The organism is Shinella sp. WSD5-1 (assembly GCF_963942435.1).
In the GTDB taxonomy this organism is placed as follows: Bacteria; Pseudomonadota; Alphaproteobacteria; order Rhizobiales; family Rhizobiaceae; genus Shinella; species Shinella yambaruensis.
In genome coordinates this window covers 1,225,285-1,241,650 of the sequence record NZ_OZ012596.1, presented here as the reverse complement: position 1 = coordinate 1,241,650, position 16,366 = coordinate 1,225,285, and the positions used below count along the sequence as shown (strand labels likewise).

Sequence of the window (16,366 nt, the reverse complement as noted above, 5' to 3'; positions counted from 1 at the left end):
GCACGGCGCCTGCCCCAAGTTAGGCTTTGACAGGATTGCCCAAGACGATTATGGGGACCGGCTAATCATTTTACCGTTCAACGCGCCGGCCTCCCCCGGCCCCGCCGGAAACATACGGCACAGAGAAGGCTTTGACTGTGGCAAAAGCGGAACTCGGAACCAAACGCATCGATCCGGAAACCGGCAGGAAATTCTACGACCTGAACCGCGACCCGATCGTTTCCCCCTACACGGGCAAGTCCTATCCGCTCTCCTTCTTCGAGGAAACGTCGGCGGCGGCTGTCCTCGAAAAGGATGAGGACGAGGACGTCAACGAAGTCGATACGGAGAACACGGAAGTCGAGCTCGTTTCGCTCGAGGACGCCGACGAGGATGCAGCAGGCGGCGACGACCTGCCGGATCTCGGCGACGACGACGTTGAGATCGACGGCGACGAGGACGACACGTTCCTCGAGCAGGACGAAGACGACGACGATGAGGACATGACCGGTCTCATCGGCGTGACCGGCGACGAAGACGAAGCTTAAGATTTTGATTTTCCGGCCGGTTTCAAAAAAATCGGCCGGATTTCATTTTTCGGCTTGCCATCTCCGGAGACCGGAAGTAATAAGCCGCCACACCGAACGGCAACGCCGCTTCGGTTCCCGGAAACCGGCTTCGCCGGACCCGTTATGGGGCTATAGCTCAGCTGGGAGAGCGCTTGCATGGCATGCAAGAGGTCAGCGGTTCGATCCCGCTTAGCTCCACCAAACACCACCGGTATTTTTTTATATCATTTTGAGCGACGCCTACCTGCTTGAAGCGCGGGCGAACGCTTATTCCGCAGAACCGGTACCGTGGCGGGTCATGTCCATGAGCCGGCGCAGGAACGTCTTCCGGTCTTCCGGCGCGAACTGGGGCAGGCCGATGGCCTCGTTGAAATAGAGGCCGTCCACGGCGAGGCGGATCACTTCGGCATAAAAGTAGTCGAGGCCATCATCCTTCAGGCGGTCGGCCCACTTCGTGTTCTCCACGGCATAGTCGGCCAGAAGGTCGCGATCGGTCGCGATCCCGGCGATCATGGCGGCAGCGATATCGTCGGCGCCCTCGGCGGGAAAGCTCGTCGTGATATAGGCCCGCAGATAGGAGCCCGGCGCGGGATCGGCCGCCACCATCGCCATGGTCTTCTCCTCGAAGGAATCGAGGCCGGCGGTGATCATGGCGCGGATCAGCGCATCCTTCGAAGAAAAATAATGCAGCAGGCCGCCCTTGCTGATCCCCGCCGCGGTGGCGACGTCGGCCAGCGTCATGCGGGTGACGCCCCGTTCCATCACGATGCGGGTCGCGGCGTTGACGATCGCGGCCCTGATCTCGTCCCCGGTCTTGCGGGTCTTTCGTGCCGGTTTTCCGTCCTTCATCGCCTGCTCACGCTCCATCATCCGCACCCTCTACACGAGACATAACAAAAAGCCCGGGCAGGAAAAGCCCATAAGGGAAAAATTCCGACCGGCTGGACGGATTTTTTTATAGACCGGCTGGACGGTTTGAAATATGGTCCGCCCCGGAGTGAGACATCAAAGGGAGAAATGACGTGCTCGAAGCTCGATCCATCCTGCTGGCGGCGGCCGCGGGTTTTGCATCTCTTGTCCTGGGTCCTGCGGCCAGCACGGCTGCCCCGCTCGGCGATGCCGAGGCCCCGATCCGCATCGCGCTCAACGAATGGACGGGCCAGAACATCACCGCGCATGTCGCCGGCCAGCTGCTGGAGAAGCTCGGCTACAAGGTGCAATACGTCACCGCCGGCAGCTTTCCGCAATGGATCGGCATGCAGGACGGTTCGATCGACATGACACCCGAGCTGTGGACCAACAATCTCGGCGACATCTATCCGAAAATGCTGGAGGCCAAGCAGGTCGAGCCCATCGGTGACCTCGGCCTCAATGCCCGCGACGGCTGGGCCTATACGGATGCGACGCTTGCGATCTGCCCCGGCTTGCCGGACTGGAAGGCCCTGCTGGAGCCGTCCTGCGCGGCGGGGCTCGCCACCGCCGAGACGCTGCCGAACGGGCGCCTCGTCGACTATCCGGCCGACTGGGGCACGGCGTCGGCAAACGAAATCGAGGATTTCAAGCTGCCGCTGACCGCCGTGCCCGCCGGCTCGGAAGGCGCGCTCGTCGCCGAGTTGCAGGCGGCGGCCGCAGCCGACAAGCCGCTGCTGATGCGGTTCTGGGCACCGCACTGGCTGCTGACGCAGGTCAAGCTGAACTGGCTCGACATGCCGCCCTGCGATCCCAATGACGGCGCGCGCTGCATCCTTCCCTCGCCCGTCATCAAGGTGGTGCGCGCCGGCTTCGGCGAGAAATGGCCAGCCGCCCATGCCTTCATGAAACAGTATCAGCTCGGCGCGGAAGACCAGCAGCAGATGATGTTGGAGATCGACCAGAACAAGAAGGAGATCGGCGCGGTCGTCGGTGCCTGGGTCGAAGCCAATTCCGCCCGCTGGTCGCCCTGGATCGACGAAGCCAAGAAGTAAGCGCCAGCATCCGCGGAGAACGGCCATGACATCCCTGTCCCTGCATCCGGGCGAGAGGCGCATCAAACTCGCCTGCCGGGATCTCTGGAAAATCTACGGCGTGCCGCCGCGGGAGGCGGCACAGATCGCCCGCACGGGCGACAGGGCGGCCCTTCAGCGCGAAAGGGACGGGCGAAAGCCGCTCGCCGCCGTTGCCGGCGCGAGCTTCGACATCCACGAGGCGGAAATCTTCGTGCTGATGGGGCTTTCCGGCTCGGGCAAGTCCACCTTGCTGCGGTGCCTTACCCGGCTCATCGATCCCTCCGGCGGCAGCGTCACCCTGGACGGCGAGGACCTGCTGGCAGCGGACCGCCGGCGCATGACCGAGCTGCGCCGCAAGGCGATGGGCATGGTCTTCCAGAATTTCGGCCTGCTGCCGCACCTGACCGTCCTCGACAACGTCGCCTTTCCGTTGCGCGTGCAGGGCATCGACCGGCCCACCCGCGAGGCGCGGGCGCGCGACATGACCGGGCTCGTCGGCCTCCGGGGGCGCGAGGACCAGTTCCCCGCCCAGCTCTCCGGCGGCCAGCAGCAGCGCGTCGGCATTGCCCGCTCGCTTGCCGCAGAGCCGGAGATCTGGTTCCTCGACGAGCCGTTCTCCGCTCTGGACCCGCTGATCCGGCGGCAGATGCAGGACGAATTCATCCGCCTGCAAAAAATGCTGCGCAAGACCATCGTCTTCGTGACCCATGACGTGCAGGAGGCTTTTCGACTGGCCGACCGCATTGCCATCATGCGCGACGGCGCGATCGTGCAGATCGGCACGCCCGCCGAGATCGCCCTGGCTCCGGCCAACGACTATATCGCCGAATTCCTGCGTGACGTGCCGCTGCTGCGGGTGATCCGCGCGGCGGACGTGATGCGTCCGGCAACGGACGGGAGGCCGGCCCTGCCGCGGTTTTCCACCGAAGACGTCCTGGAAGACATCCTGCCTGTCCTTCTTGGCGGCGCGGCCGCCGTCGGCATCTGCGACGCCGCCGGAACGCTTGTCGGCGAGATCGCCGCGGCGAACATATCCGGCCTTTTCGGCACCCAGCGGGCGATGCCAGCATGAAGCCTGCAAGCCTGTCCTTCTCGGCGTCCGCCATCCTGGGAATGGTGGCGATGCCCGCCCTCATGCTGGCGTGCCTTGCCGCCGCCAGGGTCGTGCCCGCCATCGCCGCCTTTCCCGCCGGCTGGGTCATCCCGGTGCCGGCGGCGATCAACACGGTCCTTGGCTGGCTCGTGCCGGCTTTGCAGCCCGTAACGGGTCTTGCCAGCAAGGTTTTTGGCACACTCCTGGACGCGCTCATCGTCACACTGCAGTTCCTGCCCTGGCCAGCGGTTGTCCTTGCGGTCGCGCTTGTCGGTTTCAAGGCGGGCGGCGCCAGGCTCGCCGCTCTCGTCCTTGCCGCGGGCGCCTATATCGTGCTCGCCGGCTTCTGGCGGCAGAGCATGGTGACCCTCTCGCTGGTCCTCCTGTCCGTTCCGCCTTCGGCCCTGCTTGGTTTCCTGCTCGGGCTCGGCGCGTTTTTCCTGCCGCGCCTGCGCCGCGGGCTGGAGCTGGTCTTCGATTTCATGCAGACTTTTCCGGCCTTCGCCTATCTGCTGCCGCTCCTCCTGCTTTTCGGCTTCGGTCCGATCGCCGGGCTCGTGGCCACCGCGATCTACGCGATACCGCCCATGGCGCGCTGCACGCTCAGCGGCCTCGTCGAGGTCCCGCGCGAACGCATCGAGGTTGCCGAAATGAGCGGATGCTCGACCTGGCAACGGCTGGTCTGGGTCGAGCTTCCCTCTGCCCGCCCGATGCTGGCGCTCGGCCTCAACCAGACGACGATGGCCGCTCTCAGCATGGTCATCACCGCCTCGATCGTCGGCGGCGTCGACGATATCGGCTGGGCGGTCCTCAGCGGCCTGCGCCAGGCGGATCTCGGCAAGAGCCTGCTGGCCGGGCTCGTCATTGTGCTCGTCTCCGTCGTGATCGACCGCATCACCGCCGGCCTCTTCCGGCCCCGCTCCGCGGTCGGCACGGGAAAAAACAGGCCCCGCTGGCGACCGATCCTCCTTGCGGCGGCGGCCGTGATCTCGCTCGGGCTCGCCGCGCGCCTTGCCGCTCCCGACCTCCTGCAGGGCTGGAACGAGACACGCGGCATCGTCGATCTCGGCATGCTCAACAGGGCGCTGCTCGGTTTCGTGGCGCGCTACAGCGACCTGCTGGATGCGATCAAGAATGCGGTTCTCTTCTATCTCGTGCTGCCGCTGCGCGTCGGCCTTGCCGGGGCGGTGCTGCCGATGACCTGGGGGTTCTCCATGACGCCGGCCGTTACCGCCGTCTATGCCGCATTGGCCCTGCTTCTCGCGCTCCGGCAGATGGCGAAGGGCCGGCCGTCGGGCGCCGCGGCAATCCTCTGCCTCGCCGCGCTCCTTCATACCGGGTTCGTCGCCTTTCCCTGGCCTGCGGCGCTCGCGCTTGCCGTCTGGGCGGCATGGCGGGCAGCCGGGCCACGGCTTGCGCTCTTCACCGGCCTCAGCCTTGCCTTCGTTCTGATGACGGGCCTGTGGATCCCCTTCGTGAAGTCGCTCTATCTGGTGATCGTCGCCGTGGCGCTCTGCGCGCTGCTCGGCGGGTTCTTCGGGGTGCTTGCCGCGCGCAGCGATCGCTTCTCGGCCGTGCTGCGGCCGATCAACGACGCCCTGCAGACCATGCCGCAATTTGTCTTCCTCATTCCCGCCCTGATGTTCTTCAAGGTCGGCGAGTTCGCCGGGCTGATCGCCATCGCGCTCTATGCCGTCGTGCCGGCGATCCGCTATACCGAAACGGGCTTGCGCAATGTGCCGCCGACGCTGCTGGAGACGGCCCGGCAACTGGGCTGCACCCCTGTCCAGAGCACGCTTCTGGTTCAGGTGCCGACGGCCCGCCCGGCCCTGCTTCTCGGCCTCAACCAGGTGGTGATGGCGGCCATCACCATGCTGCCGATCGCCGCCACCGTCGGCACGTCCGAGCTCGGCCAGCAGATCTACATCGCGCTCGGCAAGGCCGATGCGGGCCTCGGCATCACCGCCGGCCTCGTCTTCTGCCTCCTTGCCATCAATCTCGATCGCATCCTGCGCGGCGTCGCCGGACGCCTGCACAGCGCGCAGTAACACAAAGGAAATCCCGATGCCCCTGTCCGAAAGCCATCGACTGGCTATGCTTGCACCGACGGCCGGCAAGCGCCGCATCGTCATCGATACGGACACCTTCAACGAGATCGACGACCAGTTCGCCATCGTCCATGCGCTGCTGTCGCCCGAGAGCGTCACCGTGGAGGCGATCTATGCCGCCCCCTTCATCAACGAGACGACGGGCGATCCGGGCCATGGCATGGAGCTCAGCTACCAGGAGATCCTGGCGCTGCTCGAGCGCCTCTCCATTCCCCATGAGGGCCTCGTGCATCGCGGCGTCACCCGTTATGTCGGCCCGCAGAAGAAACCCGTGGACGCGCCCGCCGTCGACGACCTGATCGCCCGCGCAAGACGCTCGTCGCCCGACGATCCGCTGCACGTCGTGGCGATCGGCGCGATCAGCAATGTCGCGTCCGCCCTGCTTGCTGCACCCGACATCATCGACCGGATCGTCGTCGTCTGGCTGGGCGGCCATGCCATCGACTGGCAGCACCAGGCCGAGTTCAATCTCGAGCAGGATGTCGGCGGCGTGCAGGTCCTGTTCGATTCCGGCGTGCCGCTCGTCCTCGTCCCCTGCGAGGGCGTGACGTCGATCCTGCACAGCACCGTGCCGGAAATCGAGCGCTATGTCGAACCGCAAGGGGAGATCGGCCGCTTCCTCGCCATGCGCTTCAAGAGCTACAGCGACGATCATGTCGGATGGGCCAAGGAAATCTGGGATATGGGCGCGACCGCCTGGGCGCTCGATCCCGCCTGGGCTCCAAGCGTCCTCATGCCCACCCCGGTGCTGACCGACGACATGCACTATGCCCTCGATCGCTCGCGCCATCTGATGCGCTACGTCTATACCGTGAACCGCAACCCGATCATGCAGGACTTCATCGGAAAACTCGCCGCGTCCACGGCGGGATAAGGCGGATCGATGCAACCAGCCGAATAGTCGGGGACCTGACCCAGCGATGCCCGGCACCACCCCTGGCAGGCCACGCCCTTAGGGCCGGAGCCTGCCGGTGAAGTGCGCCCCGGATCGATGGCGCACCCCTGCACCCGCCGTCAGATCAGGCATTTCAGGTCGAAGCCGGCATCCGCCACCTGCTCGGGCAGCGGCGAGCGGCCAGCCTCGATCAGGCGCTTGCCGACCATATAGCTGCGCGGCTCGCTCATGGCATCGACGGCAAGCAGCGCACCTTCCCGGAAATACCAGTGGGAACGTGTCTTCTCGCTGGCTCCCGGACGGACAACGACCCGGTCGAACTCACTGTTCAGCCCCGCGATCTGCAGCTTGACATCGTACTGGTCGGACCAGAACCACGGCTTCGGCACGTAGTCCGCCTCCGCGCCCAGCATGTTGGCGGCGACGGCCTCTGCCTGGTCGATGGCATTCTGCACGCTTTCGAGCCGGATCATCTGGCCGCGGTACGGCAGGCGCGCGCAATCGCCGGCCGCCCATATCGCCGGATCGCTGGTCCTTCCCCGCGCATCGACGAGGATACCCCCGTCGCAGGCAAGGTCCGCCGCCGCTGCCAGCCCGTCATTGGCCGTCACGCCGATGCCGACGATGACGAAATCCACCTCCCGGCGCGATCCGTCCGACAGCGCCACCGAGATCGCCCCCTCGCGCTCCAGCCCGGCAAGGCCCGCCCCTTCGAGGATTTCGACGCCGTTGCCGGCATGGAGGTTGCGGAAATAATCCGAGGTCTCCGGCGCGGCGACGCGCTGGAGGATCCGCTCGGCGGCCTCGATCAGCGTCACCTTGAGGCCGAGCTTGGCCGCGACCGCCGCCGCCTCCAGCCCGATATAGCCGCCGCCGACGACCAGCACCCGCCGTCCCTCGCGGAATTCCGGGGCCATGCGGTCGACATCGGCAAGGTTGCGCACGACATAGACGCCGGGCAGGCCACCGCCGAGCGCCGCCGGCAGCGGGCGCGGCGTCGCGCCCATCGTCAGCGCCAGCTGGTCGTAGGAAAGCACGTCCTCGCCGCAGCGGATCTGCCGTGCGGCGCGGTCGATGGCATCGACCTTCCGGCCGAGATGCAGGGCAATGTCGTTGTCGGCATAGAAACGTTCGGGCCGCAGGTGCAACTGCTCCAGCGTCATTTCCTTCATCAGGTATTTCTTGGAAAGCGGCGGGCGCTGGTAGGGGAGCGTGTTCTCCTCGCCGATGAGCGTGATCCGACCGCCAAAGCCGAGGCTCCGCAGCTTGGCCGCCAGCGACGAGCCGGCCTGCCCGGCTCCCAGGATCGCAACATGGTTCATGCCTTCTCCCTCCCGTTGGAACGTTTGCGCAAAACCGCTTCGCACTTTTGCTGGAATTGCTCTAGGCGACCCTGTCCTGCGGCACCTCACCGCGGAAAAAGGCCTCCAGATTGTCGAGCGCCGTCATGCCCATCGCCTCGCGGGCCGCGCGCGTCGCCGAGCCGAGATGCGGCAGCAGCACGACGTCGTCGCGCTCACGCAGCGCCGCCGGCACGGCGGGTTCGAATTCATAGACATCGAGCGCCGCCCCGGCGATCCGCCGGTCGCCGAGCGCCCGGACCAGCGCGGCCTCGTCCACCACCTCGCCGCGCGAGACATTGATGAGATGCGTTTCAGGCCGCATCAGCGCGAAGGCGCGCTCGTCGATCAGATGGCGCGTTTCGCTGCCGCCCGGCACCGTCAGCACCACGAAATCCGCGCGTTTCAACAATTCGCCGAGCGGCACCTGCGTCACCTCCACGCCCGGCACCGTCTTCGGCGAGCGATTGTGGAACAGCACGCGCATGCCGAAGCCGGCAGCAGACCGGCGGGCCACCTCCTGCCCGATGCGGCCCATGCCGACGATGCCGATCGTGCTGCCGGACACGTCGTGGCCGAGAAGCTGCACGGGATGCCAGCCCTGCCAATCCCCCGAGCGCACCAGCCGCTCGCCCTCGCCCGCGCGGCGGGCGCTCATGAGCAGCAGCAGCATGGCGAGATCGGCGGTCGGCCCCGTGACGGCGCCTGGCGTATTGGTGACGGCGATGCCGGCGCACGCGGCAGCCGCAAGGTCGATATGGCTCACTCCGGCCCCGAAATTGGCAAGGATGCGGCAGCGCGGTTCGGCAGTAGCCGCAAAGACCTCCCGCGAGAACGCATCGCCCAGCGACGGCAGAATCGCATCATATTCCGCAAGCGCGGCGGAAAGGTCCGCACCCTGGGTCGGGCCGGCATCCTTGCGGATCGTCAGGTCGAAGAGCACGCCTGCCCGCTCATGCACGCGGGCCGGCAGCGGCCGGGCGATCAGCAGGCGCGGTCGTTTCATGAGCTCCTCCAAGACCTGTTCAGGCCGCCCTCCCGGCAGCGTCGGCGTAGCGAATAAACATGATTAAAATCAAAAGTTTACCGCAACTCTCGAAAAGAACATACCAAATAGTTTGACCATTTGCTATGAGTTTGTTTATCTAAACCCGGAGGAAGAGGAGGAGCAAGATGGCGTTTCTGTCACCAACGGGCATCCCTGACGGCATGGAGGCTTTTCGATGAAACGCTTCTGGGCCGACTATTCCAGCCGCGATTTCGCCGCGCTCGACCGTGGGCGCCTCATCGCCGTCCTGCCCATCGGCGCCATCGAGCAGCACGGGCCGCACCTGCCCATGTCCGTCGACAGCTGTACCGTCGACGGGGTGGCACGCCGCCTCGCAAAAGCCCTGCCGGAGGACAGCCCGGTGCTGTTCCTGCCCACCCAGGCCGTCTGCAAGAGCGACGAGCACATCGACTATCCCGGCACGCTCACCCTTTCGGCCGAAACGCTGATCCGCGTGCTGACCGAGATCGGCGCCAGCGTGGCGCGCTCGGGCGTGCGCAAGTTCGTCCTCCTCAACGGCCATGGCGGCAACATCCCGGTCATGGACATCGTGACCCGCCAGCTGCGCATCGCGCACGACATGCTGGCCTTCTCCGTCAACTGGTTCGGCTTCGGCATGCCCGAGGGCATCTATTCCGATGTCGAGCGCACCCACGGCATCCATGCCGGCGACATGGAGACCTCGGTCATGCTGGCGCTCGACCCCGGCAACGTGACCATGGCAGCCGCCCGCGACTTCCGCTCGCGCGGCCAGGACCTCTTCGAGAATTTCCGCCATCTCGGCCTCGGCCGCGGCGCGAAGCCCGGCTGGAAGACGCAGGATTTCAGCACTGCAGGGGCCTGCGGCGAGGCGCATCTCGCCACCACCGCAAAGGGCGAGGCGACTCTCGACCACGCCGTCGCGCGCCTCGTCGAGGCGATGGCGGACATCGACAGCCTGCCGGCCGACTGGCTGGACAGAAAACCGGAGTGGTAGGATGAACGCGGCAAGCCCCCTCTCCAACGCCGCCGGCCTGACCGACGCCCCCGTCCTCATCGACATGAAGGACGTCTCCAAGCGCTTCGCCAACGGCACCGTGGCGCTGCGCGGCATGTCGCTACAGATCCGCAACGGCGAGTTCGTCTCCTTCCTCGGCCCCTCCGGCTGCGGCAAGAGCACGGCGCTGAAGATGATCTCGGGCCTCCTGTCCTTCTCGTCGGGCTCGATCACCGTCAACGGCCATCCGGCCGGCGAAAGCCCCCATGGCAGCGATATCGGCTATGTCTTCCAGGAGGCAACGCTGATGCCCTGGGCGAGCGTCTTCGACAACGTCTTCCTTCCGCTGAAATTGCAGGGGCTCGGCAAGGGCGAGGCGAAGGCCCGCGTGGAAGAGGCCCTTTCCATGGTGGGCCTCGCCAATTTCGCCCGTTCCTATCCGCGCGAGCTCTCGGGCGGCATGAAGATGCGCGTCTCCATCGCCCGCGCCATGGTGACGAAGCCGAAGCTGCTTTTGATGGACGAGCCCTTCGCGGCGCTCGACGAGATGACGCGCTCCAAGCTCAACGACGAGGTGCTGGGCCTCTGGCGCTCGCACGGGCTGACGGTGATCTTCGTGACCCATTCGGTCTTCGAGTCCGTCTATCTCTCCAGCCGCGTCGTGGTCATGGCCGCGCGCCCCGGCCGCGTGGTGCACGACATCGCGCTGCCCGGCGCCGATACGCGCACGAGCGCCTACCGCATGACACCCGAATATACCGAGAATTGCCGTCTGGTCAGCAACGCGCTCGAAGGGACCATGGACCATGTCGATCTCAACCATTGATCCGGCCGTTGCCGAAGGCGAAATCGTCGATCCGCGCATCCTCCTGGAGCAGCGGGAACGCCGCCTGCGCGTCATCATGCCCGTCGTCTCGATCCTTGCGGTGCTGGGCCTGTGGGAATTCCTCGTCCGGTACAACGAGGTGCCGCATTACCTGATCCCCGCGCCGAGCCTGATCGCGAAAACGCTGGTGCAGGACTGGTCGTCGCTGATGCAGAGCGCGGCGTTCACGGTCAAGCTGACGCTGCTCTCGCTCAGCCTCGCCATCGTCGGCGGCGTGTTGCTCGGCATGCTCTTCGCCCTGTCGCGCACGGTGGAGATGTGCCTCTTCCCCTTCGCCGTCATATTGCAGGTGACGCCGATCATCGCCATTGCACCGCTGATCCTCATCTATGTCAGCAACACTTTCTTCGCGCTGCTCATCTGCGCCTGGATCGTCGCCTTCTTCCCGATCCTGTCGAACACGGCGATCGGCCTGCGCAGCGCCGACCATAACCTGCGCGACCTGTTCCGGCTCTACCAGGCGACGCCCTGGCAGCGTCTGCGCCACCTCCTGATCCCCTCGGCGCTGCCCTATTTCATGGCGGCGCTGAAGATCGCCGGCGGCCTGTCGCTGATCGGCGCCGTCGTCGCCGAGTTCGTCGCGGGCACGGCGGGGCAGAACACCGGCCTTGCCTCGCGCATCCTCGAATCGAGCTTCCGCAACGAGATCCCGCGCATGTTCGCCGCGCTGTTCCTCGTCTCGGTGCTGGGCGTCGGGATCTTCCTCGTCACGTCCTGGCTGTCGAACCTCGTGCTCGGCCATTGGCACGAAAGCGAAATCAAGCGCGAGACGTGAATCCCATGCGGACCATCGAGAACACCAGCCCCGCCGATGCCGGCGCCGGCGGCCAGCGCCTTGCGGGCGTCAGCCTCGCCGGCCGGGAGGGGCACTGGGACCTCGCCGTCAGCGGCGGCCGCATCGCGGCCATCGCCCCCTCGGCCGGCTGGGGCGGCGGCCTCGTCCTGCCGCTGATGGCCGATATCCACACCCATCTCGACAAGACCTTCACTGCGCCCCGCATGCCGGCCCGCGCCACCTCGCTGTTCCACGCCATCGAGATGATGCAGGCCGACGCCGCGCTCTGGGATCATGCCGATCTCCGGCAGCGGGCGAGCCGAGCCCTCGACCGCGCCTATCGCCACGGCACGGCGCTGATGCGCAGCCATGTCGACTGGTACGGCGCGACGCCGCCGCCGGCATGGGCCGTGCTTCGTGAGCTTTCCGGCGAATGGCAGGGCCGCATCCACCTGGAGCTTGCCTCGCTGACCCCGCTCGACCTCTTCGCCGAGCTTGGCGAGGCCATCGCCCGCGAGGTCAAGGCGGCCGGCGGGGTGCTCGGGGCCTTCGTCTATCGCAACGACAATCTCGACGCCCGGCTTGCGCAGGTCTTCGACCTCGCTGAAAAGCACGGCCTTCTCCTCGATTTCCACGTGGACGAAGGGCTGGAGGTCGAGGCGCGCGGCATCGACGCCATCGTGGCGGAGACCGAACGGCGCGGCCTTGCCGGCCGGGTGCTGTGCGGGCATGGCTGCGCGCTTTCGGTGCGCGATCCCGCCGAGGTCGCGGACGTTCTCGCCCGCGCCGGCGCGGCGGGCGTCGGGCTGACGGTGCTGCCCGGCTGCAACGCCTACCTGCAGGATGCGAAGGCCGGCCGCACGCCGCGCCTGCGCGGCCTTGCGCCCGTGCACGAGGCGCGCGCCGCGGGCCTGAAGGTGATGATCGGCTCCGACAATGTGCGCGACGCCTTCTTCCCCTTCGGCGACTACGATCTCTTCGACGCTTTTCGCGGCGCGGCCCTGCTCGGCCACCTCCAGCCCGAGGACTGGCTGGACACGGTGAGCGAGACGCCTGCCCGCTGGATGGGCCGGAGCCTTGCGCTTGCCGAGGGCGGCCCCGCCGATTTCATCCGGCTCGACGCCGAGGACCTTATCGATGCCCTGAGTCGACCGCGTGCCGACCGCACGGTCTGGCGCAATGGCCGCATCCTGACCGACCACCAAGGAGAACAGACATGACCGGACACCGCGACTGGACGTCGATCAAGGCGGCGCTGAATGGGATCCGTGCCCATGACGACGAGAATTACATCGCCGCACGCTCGCGCGACTATTTCTGGTATAGCCCGATCCTCAACGAGCAGCTCAAGGACAAGCTCGGCGAGCTGGTCGTCGTGCCGCAGACCGTCGAGGAGGTTATGCATGTCGCCTCCGTCGTCGCCCGCCACAAGGTTCCCCTCACGCTGCGCGGCGGCGGCACCGGCAATTACGGCCAGTGCGTGCCGCTGGACGGCGGCATCGTCATGGACCTCACCCGCCTCGACAGGGTGATCGAGATCACCGACGGCCATGTGCGCGTGGAGGCGGGCGCCCGCATCTCGCGGCTCGACGACGCCGCGCACGAGACCGGGCAGGAACTGATGATGTATCCCTCGACGCGCCAGATGGCGACCATCGGCGGCTTCGTCGCCGGCGGCTCGGGCGGCATCGGCTCGCTGCGCCACGGCATGCTGCGCGATCCCGGCAACCTCACCTATGCCAAGGTCGTCACCGTCGAGCCGGAGCCGCAGGTCATCGAGCTTTTCGGCGAGGACGTGCAGAAGGTGCAGCACGCCTACGGCACCAACGGCATCGTGGTGGAGCTCGGCGTCGGCCTTACCCGCGCGACAGACTGGATCCACACCGCAGCCCTCTTCGATGGCTACGACGCGGCGCTGCGCTTCGCCTCTCTGGCACAGGAAAAGGGCCTCGACTGCTACCTGCTGACCACCGTCGAGCGCCGCTTCGCCCCCTTCTACAACAAGCTCGGCGATCTCTTTCCGGCCGACCGCGACGCCGTCTTCGCCATGGTTGCGCCGGATGAAATGGCGCGCTTCACCGCCGAGGCCGAGGCGCATGGCGGGCGCATTTCCTTCGCCATGAGCAAGCCGGAGATCCGCGCCGCCGGCCTGCAGCCGGCCTATGAATGCGGCTGGAACCACACCACGCTTCAGGCCCTCAAGGTGGACAAGAGCTGGACCTACCTGCAGGTCGCCTATCCGCGGCCCTTCGATCCCGACCTCGTGCTGCGCCAGATGGCCCGTTACGGCGAGGAGATCTACTGGCACCATGAGATGGCGCGCATGCACGGCGAGATTCAGATCTTCGCCCTGCCGCTGGTGCGCTACCGCGGCGAGGAGGCCATGTACCAGCTCATCGCCGAGCTGGAGGAAAAGGACGGCTGCACGATCTTCGACCCCCATGTCGTGACCATCGAGGACGGCGGCATGAAGGAAATCGACGGAGCGCAGATCGAATTCAAGAAACGCGCCGACCCGTACGGCCTGATGAACCCCGGCAAGACCCGGGGCTGGACCGACGGCATGGCCCGCACCGACACCTGAGACAACCAAAGGGGAAACGCGCATGAAACGCATGACAAGTCTTTTCGCCGCCGTGGGCCTGCTGCTCGCCGCCGGCTCCTCCTGGGCGGCCGACAAGGTCGTCTTCGGCACCAACTGGCTGGCGCAGGGCGGCCATGGCGGCTTCTACCAGGCCGTGGTGGACGGCACCTATGCCAAATACGGCCTGGACGTCGAGATCAAGATGGGCGGCCCGCAGGTCAACACAAGGCCGATGCTGCCGGCCGGCCGGCTCGACTTCCTGATGGGCGGCAACCTGCTGCTCGCCTTCGACAACGTGCGCAACGGCATTCCCACCACCGTCGTCGCGGCGATCTTCCAGAAAGACCCGCAGGCCTTCATGGCGCACAAGGGCCAATATGCCGATTTCGCGGCGCTCACCAAGGCGCCCTCCGTCCTCGTTTCCAAGGACGGCCAGTTCAGCTTCTGGCAGTGGATGGTCACCCGCCTCGGCTTCAAGGACGAGCAGTTGCGTCCCTACGGCTTCAACCTCGCGCAGTTCCTGAGCGACAAGACGATGGTGCAGCAGGCCTATGGCACCGCCGAGCCGCTCTACGCGGCGAAGGAAGGCGCCGAGGTCGACGTCTTCCTGCTCGCCGACCAGGGCTGGAGCACCTACGGCTCGATCATCGAGACGCGCAGCGAGCTGGTCGAGAACAATCCCGACCTCGTGCAGCGCTTCCTCGACGCCTCGATCGAGGGGTGGAACAACTACCTCTACGGCGACCGCGCAGCCGCCTATGCGGCGATCATCGCCGCCAACCCGGAAATGACGGTCGAAAAGCTCGACGCCGAGATGGCGCAGTTCGACAAGCTTGAGATCATCGATTCCGGCGAGGCGGTGGAAAAGGGCATCGGCGCGATGAGCCCCGAGCGCATCGAGGCCTTCCATGACCTTGCCGTCGAAAGCAAGATCATCGAGGCTGGCGCCGTCGATCTCTCGAAGGTCGCCGACACACGCTTCGTCAACAAGGGCAAGGGTCTCGACATCAAGGCCAAGCTGACGGCCAAGTAAGACCGAGCCGCAGGCCGGCGCTCCGGCGCCGGCCCGCTTCCACCGTATCGCCACCCGCATGGAACGCCCATGAGCACTCTTCAGAAAAAGCGGAAGGAAATCCACGCCGCGATCCGCAGCGCCGCCATCCAGGAGTTCGCGCGCAACGGTTTGTCGGGGACCTCCACCCAGGCGATCGCGCAGACGGCCGGCATCACCAAGGCCCAGCTGCACTATTACATCTCCTCCAAGGAGGAACTGTACCAGCAGGTGCTCAGCGATATCGTCGGAGAGTACAAGGATATCTTCTTCCTCTCCGCCTCGCGCGACGACCCGGCGCTGGCGATCACCCAGTATATCGAGCGCAAGGTGCGCCATACGCTGGAATTCCCCGACCTCTCGCGTTTCTTCGCGAACGAGATCGCCCGCGGAGCACCGGAAATGGCGCCGCACTGGGCCGCGCTCAAGGCCGCGGTCGAGGAGGCGAACGCCGTCATCCGGCAATGGATCGACAGCGGCAAGATCGCCCCGGTCGATCCGCTGCTCTTCCAGATGAACATCTGGGCCGTGACCCAGCACTATGCCGAATACGAGGCGCAGGCCCGCGTGCTGATGGACAAGCCCGAGAACGAGCCACTCGACGCCGAACGCATCATCGCCGAAGCGACCCGGCTCTTCCTGTATCGCTGCGGGCTTTCCGGCAAGAAGGCCGAAACACCATGAAGGCGCTTCAACCTGCCGCCCTGCCCGCGCCCTTCGGCCGTTATTCCCACGGCATCGCCTCGGGCAGGCTCGTCGTGACCTCCGGCCAGCTCGGCCTTGCCGCCAACGGCACGGTCCCGGAGGGCGTCACCGCGCAGGCGGAACTGTGCTTTGCCAATATCCGCGCGATCCTTGCCGAGGCCGGGGCGGACTTTTCCCATGTCCTGCGCTTCAACGCTTTCGTGACGGCGCGCGCGCACATGGCCGAATACATGGCCGTGCGCGACCGCCTCGTCGCCGACCTTCCGGTCAAGCCCGCCTCCACCCTGATGATCGTCTCCGGCTTCACCCGGCCGGAATTCCTGGTCGAGGTCGAGGCAACGGCCCTCCTGCCATAGACGACAAGGAAAGACG

16 protein-coding genes and 1 tRNA gene are annotated in these 16,366 nt (G+C 66.3%); 14 read left to right on the top strand and 3 right to left on the bottom strand.

Annotated elements, in window-relative coordinates:
- The first annotated feature begins 137 nt into the window (after positions 1-137).
- Both AABQ55_RS05975 and AABQ55_RS05970 read left to right on the top strand, forming a co-directional pair.
- Complete coding sequence (locus AABQ55_RS05975) at positions 138-527, top strand: TIGR02300 family protein (RefSeq protein WP_244767486.1); 390 nt, start codon at positions 138-140, stop codon at positions 525-527.
- A gap of 146 nt (positions 528-673) precedes the next feature.
- Positions 674-749: transfer RNA gene (locus AABQ55_RS05970), tRNA-Ala, on the top strand.
- 66 nt (positions 750-815) lie between these two features.
- Here AABQ55_RS05970 and AABQ55_RS05965 read toward each other — a convergent pair.
- Positions 816-1,418, bottom strand: a complete 603-nt coding sequence (locus tag AABQ55_RS05965) for a TetR/AcrR family transcriptional regulator (protein ID WP_244767485.1) — start codon at positions 1,416-1,418, stop codon at positions 816-818.
- Positions 1,419-1,570: 152 nt separating this feature from the next.
- Between AABQ55_RS05965 and AABQ55_RS05960 the strand changes: the two genes are divergently transcribed.
- From AABQ55_RS05960 to AABQ55_RS05945, 4 genes are read left to right on the top strand one after another with little or no spacing between them, the layout of a single operon-like run.
- Complete coding sequence (locus tag AABQ55_RS05960; protein WP_272804383.1) at positions 1,571-2,512, top strand: ABC transporter substrate-binding protein; 942 nt, start codon at positions 1,571-1,573, stop codon at positions 2,510-2,512.
- Between the two features lie 25 nt (positions 2,513-2,537).
- The gene (locus AABQ55_RS05955) at positions 2,538-3,605 is read left to right on the top strand and encodes a quaternary amine ABC transporter ATP-binding protein (RefSeq protein ID WP_272804382.1); all 1,068 of its coding nucleotides are present in this window, start codon (positions 2,538-2,540) and stop codon (positions 3,603-3,605) included.
- Positions 3,602-5,674: an ABC transporter permease subunit gene (locus tag AABQ55_RS05950; protein WP_272804381.1), complete on the top strand. Its 2,073-nt coding sequence runs from the start codon at positions 3,602-3,604 to the stop codon at positions 5,672-5,674. The genes AABQ55_RS05955 and AABQ55_RS05950 overlap by 4 nt, the downstream gene beginning before the upstream one ends.
- Before the next feature lie 16 nt (positions 5,675-5,690).
- Entirely contained in the window at positions 5,691-6,608 is a 918-nt protein-coding gene (locus AABQ55_RS05945) for a nucleoside hydrolase (RefSeq protein ID WP_272804380.1), read from the top strand.
- A gap of 140 nt (positions 6,609-6,748) precedes the next feature.
- On the opposite strand, the gene AABQ55_RS05940 is transcribed toward AABQ55_RS05945, so the two are convergent.
- Together AABQ55_RS05940 and AABQ55_RS05935 are read right to left on the bottom strand one after the other, a co-directional pair.
- Positions 6,749-7,951, bottom strand: coding sequence for an NAD(P)/FAD-dependent oxidoreductase (locus tag AABQ55_RS05940; RefSeq protein WP_272804379.1), 1,203 nt, complete (start codon positions 7,949-7,951; stop codon positions 6,749-6,751).
- Between the two features lie 61 nt (positions 7,952-8,012).
- Positions 8,013-8,975, bottom strand: coding sequence for a 2-hydroxyacid dehydrogenase (locus AABQ55_RS05935; protein ID WP_272804378.1), 963 nt, complete (start codon positions 8,973-8,975; stop codon positions 8,013-8,015).
- Between the two features lie 217 nt (positions 8,976-9,192).
- Between AABQ55_RS05935 and AABQ55_RS05930 the strand changes: the two genes are divergently transcribed.
- The 8 genes from AABQ55_RS05930 to AABQ55_RS05895 all read left to right on the top strand — a co-directional run bounded on the left by AABQ55_RS05930 (position 9,193) and on the right by AABQ55_RS05895 (position 16,350).
- Positions 9,193-9,993, top strand: coding sequence for a creatininase family protein (locus AABQ55_RS05930; protein WP_272804377.1), 801 nt, complete (start codon positions 9,193-9,195; stop codon positions 9,991-9,993).
- A 1-nt stretch (position 9,994) separates the two neighbouring features.
- Positions 9,995-10,819 carry an ABC transporter ATP-binding protein gene (locus AABQ55_RS05925; RefSeq protein WP_244767477.1) on the top strand — a complete coding sequence of 275 codons (825 nt, stop codon included), beginning with the start codon at positions 9,995-9,997 and terminating at the stop codon, positions 10,817-10,819.
- Positions 10,800-11,654, top strand: a complete 855-nt coding sequence (locus AABQ55_RS05920) for an ABC transporter permease (protein WP_272804376.1) — start codon at positions 10,800-10,802, stop codon at positions 11,652-11,654. Before AABQ55_RS05925 ends, AABQ55_RS05920 begins: the two co-directional genes overlap by 20 nt.
- Before the next feature lie 5 nt (positions 11,655-11,659).
- The gene (locus AABQ55_RS05915) at positions 11,660-12,874 is read left to right on the top strand and encodes an amidohydrolase family protein (protein ID WP_272804375.1); all 1,215 of its coding nucleotides are present in this window, start codon (positions 11,660-11,662) and stop codon (positions 12,872-12,874) included.
- Entirely contained in the window at positions 12,871-14,238 is a 1,368-nt protein-coding gene (locus AABQ55_RS05910; protein WP_272804374.1) for an FAD-binding oxidoreductase, read from the top strand. The genes AABQ55_RS05915 and AABQ55_RS05910 overlap by 4 nt, the downstream gene beginning before the upstream one ends.
- A gap of 22 nt (positions 14,239-14,260) precedes the next feature.
- Positions 14,261-15,271: an ABC transporter substrate-binding protein gene (locus tag AABQ55_RS05905; protein WP_272804373.1), complete on the top strand. Its 1,011-nt coding sequence runs from the start codon at positions 14,261-14,263 to the stop codon at positions 15,269-15,271.
- A 69-nt stretch (positions 15,272-15,340) separates the two neighbouring features.
- Positions 15,341-15,973: a TetR family transcriptional regulator C-terminal domain-containing protein gene (locus AABQ55_RS05900; RefSeq protein WP_272804372.1), complete on the top strand. Its 633-nt coding sequence runs from the start codon at positions 15,341-15,343 to the stop codon at positions 15,971-15,973.
- Positions 15,970-16,350 carry a RidA family protein gene (locus AABQ55_RS05895; protein ID WP_272804371.1) on the top strand — a complete coding sequence of 127 codons (381 nt, stop codon included), beginning with the start codon at positions 15,970-15,972 and terminating at the stop codon, positions 16,348-16,350. Before AABQ55_RS05900 ends, AABQ55_RS05895 begins: the two co-directional genes overlap by 4 nt.
- Positions 16,351-16,366: the final 16 nt, after the last annotated feature.